The organism is Mycoplasma sp. 4423, assembly GCF_054353855.1.
In genome coordinates this window covers 1-4,826 of record NZ_JBTHHJ010000028.1, presented here as the reverse complement: position 1 = coordinate 4,826, position 4,826 = coordinate 1, and the positions used below count along the sequence as shown (strand labels likewise).

The window sequence follows — 4,826 nt, the reverse complement described above, 5'->3', positions numbered from 1 at the left end:
TGCCTATGTTTAAGGCTTAAACGATTTTTTAATACATTAAAGTGGGAAATTCAGGGATATAATGAATAAAAAACGCAAACAAATTTAAATTAAAAATTGCCACAGCAATTTGCTATGACGATTCAAAGTTAAAAACTGCTGGTTTTATACTTTCTTGTATGTATGCTTTATGTTAAATTATTAGACATCTGAAGTTGCTAAGCTTATTTCGTTTCATAAATATTCAAAAAGATCCCTTACTTGCTGATCGCTTGGATTCTTATTAACAGTGATAGCCTTAGATTTATCAATATATTTTACATTCATAGTTATACGGGTTTTTTGTGAACTTTCTTCAGCTTTGTATTTAACACCTAATTGCTCTAAATTTATCAGTCAAAAATATAAATGATGCATTGTATCTTCTCTTTTATAATCTGGGACTAAGTTATATTGAGAAAATCCAGAATTTTTATTTCCTGTTTCATACATTAACAAATTTTTAGTCTTAAAGAATTCATCAATATCTTCATTATTTAAATAAATCTTTTGAAACTCTTCTTTGTTCATTTGTTTTAGTTTTTCATCTGTTAGAGTATTAATATCAAAATTAACTTTATCTTTAAATGTTTGATAATATTTCTTAACATAATTTAAATTAAATTTATCTAAAAATAATTGATTAAGTTCATCTACTGATTTAATAAAAACATATTTATCTCTGAATAAAGAATGAAATTCACCAGCATTTTCTTTGTTATTTTCTCACATATAATAGAAGTAGTTTTCATAAATATTTTCAATGCTATTTTGCTCTTTATATTTTCTAACAATACCATTAAATTTTATTAAATTATAATCAAAATATTCTTTGTTACTGCTACTTGCACAACTAGCAACAATTAAAGGTGTTAATGCAGAAAAAGGAAAAATTCATTTTTTTATAAAATTCTTCATACTATTTTTCCTGCACTGTATATGTTAATGCTAAACTATCATTGATCGAATTATCAAATAGCACACCTGAATATTTTTTAACTTTTAATCTATAATATCCTGCTTCAGTAGTAATATACTCAAGTAACTCATCATTAGAGCTGCTTGATGTAATACTTTTAACTACATTTCAATTACCATTACTATCTTTTTTTTCTAAATATAAATCATAATCAGAAAACATCTTATTATCTTGTTTTTGTTTTAGTGTTTTTAAATTCAATCTTTCTTCACTAATATGATATTTATTTCATTCTGCTTTTTCCTTTGATAATCTTGCTCCTTCAACTGAATTAGCTATAACACCACCTAAAATCCCTAAAAACCATCATCAATTTACATTTGCATTGTAACTTGGTGAATTTTCAGGTGTCTCTAATAAACCAGCATTAAACAATCAAGAACTTGCTCCTTTAATTTTTTTACCTTTTGGAACATAAAAGGAACTAGTTCATAAAACAAAATCATTATCGGATTTTGAAACTTCTTTAGTTACTAAATTATCTGCAGCTTCTAGCATATTTTCAAAATCTATAATACCAGAACCATATTTTTGAGTATACCCATTTGCTTTGTAGTTAAGATTATTTACTTTTGGAGTTCTGGATGAAGCACCTATAATTGCTTTAATTGATTGTAATCTAATTTTGTCTTTGTTTAAGAAATCTCTTTCTCTTAATAATGTTGAAACTAGACCTGTAACAACAGGAGATGCAAAACTTGTACCAAGTGTATCTAAATAATTTCACTCACCTTTACTATTTTTATGTCATCTTTTATATAAATACCCTGGAGCAACCACATTAGGTTTAGAAGTGGAAACATAGCCATTTTGTAATAAATAATTAGAATATTCTGCTATTGATTCAGTAGGTTTTTGTGTGAATTCGTTAAAATCAAGTGCCCCTACTATTAAGTTATTAGGTGAAAGTGTATAACCGTTTAATCATTCGTTTTCTTTTTCTTTTTCATCATTTCCGTTTCCAGATGCAAATATGTTTACAACTCCATATTTTCTAGAAATATAGTCTAAAAATAAATTATCTTCATCGTATTTTGTTCATTCGTCATCATATTTCATGCCATAACTATGATTTATAACTCTTACACCTTTTTCTTTAACCATTCATTCAATAGTTTTTTGTCATTCGGCATTTTTAGTAAATGATGAAAAGAAAAGTTTTGAATATCTATCATATCCTTTTTCACCTGCTGTAATATTAGAAACTTCGTTTGCATGGTGACTTTTCTCGATATTTTTAACTGTATCTTGAAATTCTATGCCATATCTCTGGAAATTTTGTAATTTTAACAAATCGACACTTCCATTAACTTCTATAACACCAACATTTCCTTTTTTATTTCAATATCTGCTATTTTCTCTTTCTATTTGTTTTTTAAAGTTTACTATGTCTAAGTCTTTTGAATTATCTATTGTAATATCACGATTATAATAAACATCTGATTCTTCTTCTTTTTCATTATCTAAATTATCTGTATTAAATAATTGAATATTTTGTATTTCGTTTGGAAATACAATACCTTTATAAATTTCTTTTTTATATATAATGCTTTTGATAAAGTCTTTTCTTTGATTTTCGTTATCAAAATAGAATCAAACTATTGGCATCATTGAGCTTGTTTGATAGCTTTTGAAATATAAATTTGATTTTTTAATGTTTTCTATGAATTCATTATTTTTTTGGACAGTTCAGTTTTCATCTATTACTGAATTGTTTGCTTCATAATTCAATAAAAGTTTTAATTCATAATTATTGTTTACAGGAACATTCCTCACTGAGTTAAAAAGTTGTCCGTTTTTATTTATACGAACTTCTAATTTATTATTTTGATATCCTAAATATCAAGGTTTTACTTGATTTTTTAATACATTTGTAGTTGTTAATGTTGCTATACTAGCAACTGATGTAGTTAAAATACTACTAAATAAAAATATTTTTTTAATTTGCTTTTTCATATTGCTCCTTTTATGTTTTAGTAAGAAATAAATTTCTCTTTAATTTTTTACATTCTTATTCTACATAAAAAGGGAGAAATTTCAAAAAAATTTTGTGAAAAACTTAGAAAATGTGCAAAATCTGTGAAAAAGAAGTTTCAATAATTGAGTATAAAAATTTTTGTGTAAATTAGTTTTTTAATCAATGGTTTATGTTTAAGGTAGGCCTCGGTGTCCTACATAAGAAAATTTACTTTTTTATTACTTTTATGGTTTTGTTCTCTCTAACCAAAAAGTCATTTGCTTCCTTAAAGCTTAATACAGTTTTTATATTTAACTTATAATCATTTGGTATTAAGATAATATTATAAAAAAGTTTAATTTGGTTTTGATTCTTATCGCTTTTATCTGGATTGATAGTGAAATTATAACTAAATAACGATGCATTTATTAAACCTAAGGAAACAGATTTTTCGTTATTATTTTCATTTAATTTTAGTATATGTGATGGCGTTTTAAAATAATCTCCAAGAGTGCTGAATAATTGCGTATAAAAAAGAAGTCTGTTGTTTTTTAAAATATCAATAATTTTTTGATTATTTAAAAATATTTTTTCAAATTTTGTTGTAAGTTCATCGGGAGTAATAAGAAAATTTTGTTTCGCAGCAAGAATTTGTAAAGGAGTGATAATAAGTTGATAAAATTCATCTATATTTGTGATAATTTTGATACCTTGATTCAATTCTCAGTCTGAAATTGTTTCATTAGTCAATTTACCTAAAAAATTAATTTCTTTATAAATCTCAGATTGATTATTGCTTACAGATGTAATTAAATGCTCTATATTATCTTCTTTATTTATATAAATAAAATCTGCTTCTTTATATAAAGCAGAAAGTAATTTTTCGTTTTGTTCTTTGTCTGTTTTTAAAAGAGCAAATTCCTTATCTTTGGGTACTAAAAATGCTGAAAATATATGTCTGTTTGGTCTAAGATCGGTAGTTGAAACTAATGATACTCTATTATTTATATAATATGGTTCTGCTTTTAGAGCATAAACAACATCTATATTTGATTTATCTTCATCTATAAGAATATAATCGTATCCAAATGAACTTCAATTATCTTTTTGTTCAGTTATTATAATATCGTTATCTTTAAGAATATTACTTATATTTTTGTTATTTAAAAAATCATTTTCAAATATTTCTACTATTTGCTTGTCTGTTAAAGTTTTATTTAAACCCAGATAAGTATACAAATTGTTAATAAGGGAGACGATATTCATATAAAAATCTTGCTCAGTTTTAATACGGAGAAAATCATCTTTTATAAATTTAAAATTAGAATTAAATCGTTTTTCATTACGATTTCGTTTGTTAAAAAGTTGTAATATAAATTGGTCAAATAAAACACTATTAGAAGTTATAATGCTCTGTTGCTGTTGCTTCAATTTAATAAGATTCACAAAGAAAGGAGTTTTTAAGTTAATACTTTCTAGATATTCAGGTTCGCTTAACTGTATTTTAGGTAAAGTTTCTTGTTTATTTTCCGATCCCTTATTAACTTCAACCTTAGATCCACATGCAACAGACACAGAAGTGTATATTGGTAAGGAAGTGATTAGAAATCTAATTATTTTCTTTTTGAATGACATATGTAAATGCTATTAAATCCTTTATTGAATATTTGTAAAAAGAACTTCAAAAACCTGTAACTAATAACCTAAAAACTCCGTCGTGATTTACTTTATATTCTATAAGTTCATCATTTGAATCGTTTGAATTAGAAGTATCAACAGTAATTCATTTACCATCAACAAATTCTTGAAGTGATAAGTCCTGTATTTCTGGAAATACAGGATTTTTTATTGCATTTTTTTTGCATAGCAAAC

General features: G+C 24.8%; 4 protein-coding genes. All 4 read right to left on the bottom strand.

Annotation, left to right across the window (positions count from 1 at the left end; all coding sequences use genetic code 4):
* Window positions 1-180: 180 nt before the first annotated feature.
* A complete protein-coding gene (locus ACXYRN_RS04165; RefSeq protein WP_458607774.1) occupies window positions 181-936 on the bottom strand; it encodes a hypothetical protein in 756 nt (251 codons plus the stop codon).
* Between the two features lies 1 nt (window position 937).
* Complete coding sequence (locus tag ACXYRN_RS04160; protein ID WP_458607773.1) at window positions 938-2,953, bottom strand: S8 family serine peptidase; 2,016 nt, start codon at window positions 2,951-2,953, stop codon at window positions 938-940.
* Window positions 2,954-3,182: 229 nt separating this feature from the next.
* Window positions 3,183-4,589, bottom strand: a complete 1,407-nt coding sequence (locus ACXYRN_RS04155; protein WP_458607772.1) for a hypothetical protein — start codon at window positions 4,587-4,589, stop codon at window positions 3,183-3,185.
* The coding region (locus ACXYRN_RS04150; protein WP_458607771.1) for a hypothetical protein at window positions 4,564-4,826 on the bottom strand (263 nt) is incomplete at its 5' end. The genes ACXYRN_RS04150 and ACXYRN_RS04155, both read right to left, overlap by 26 nt.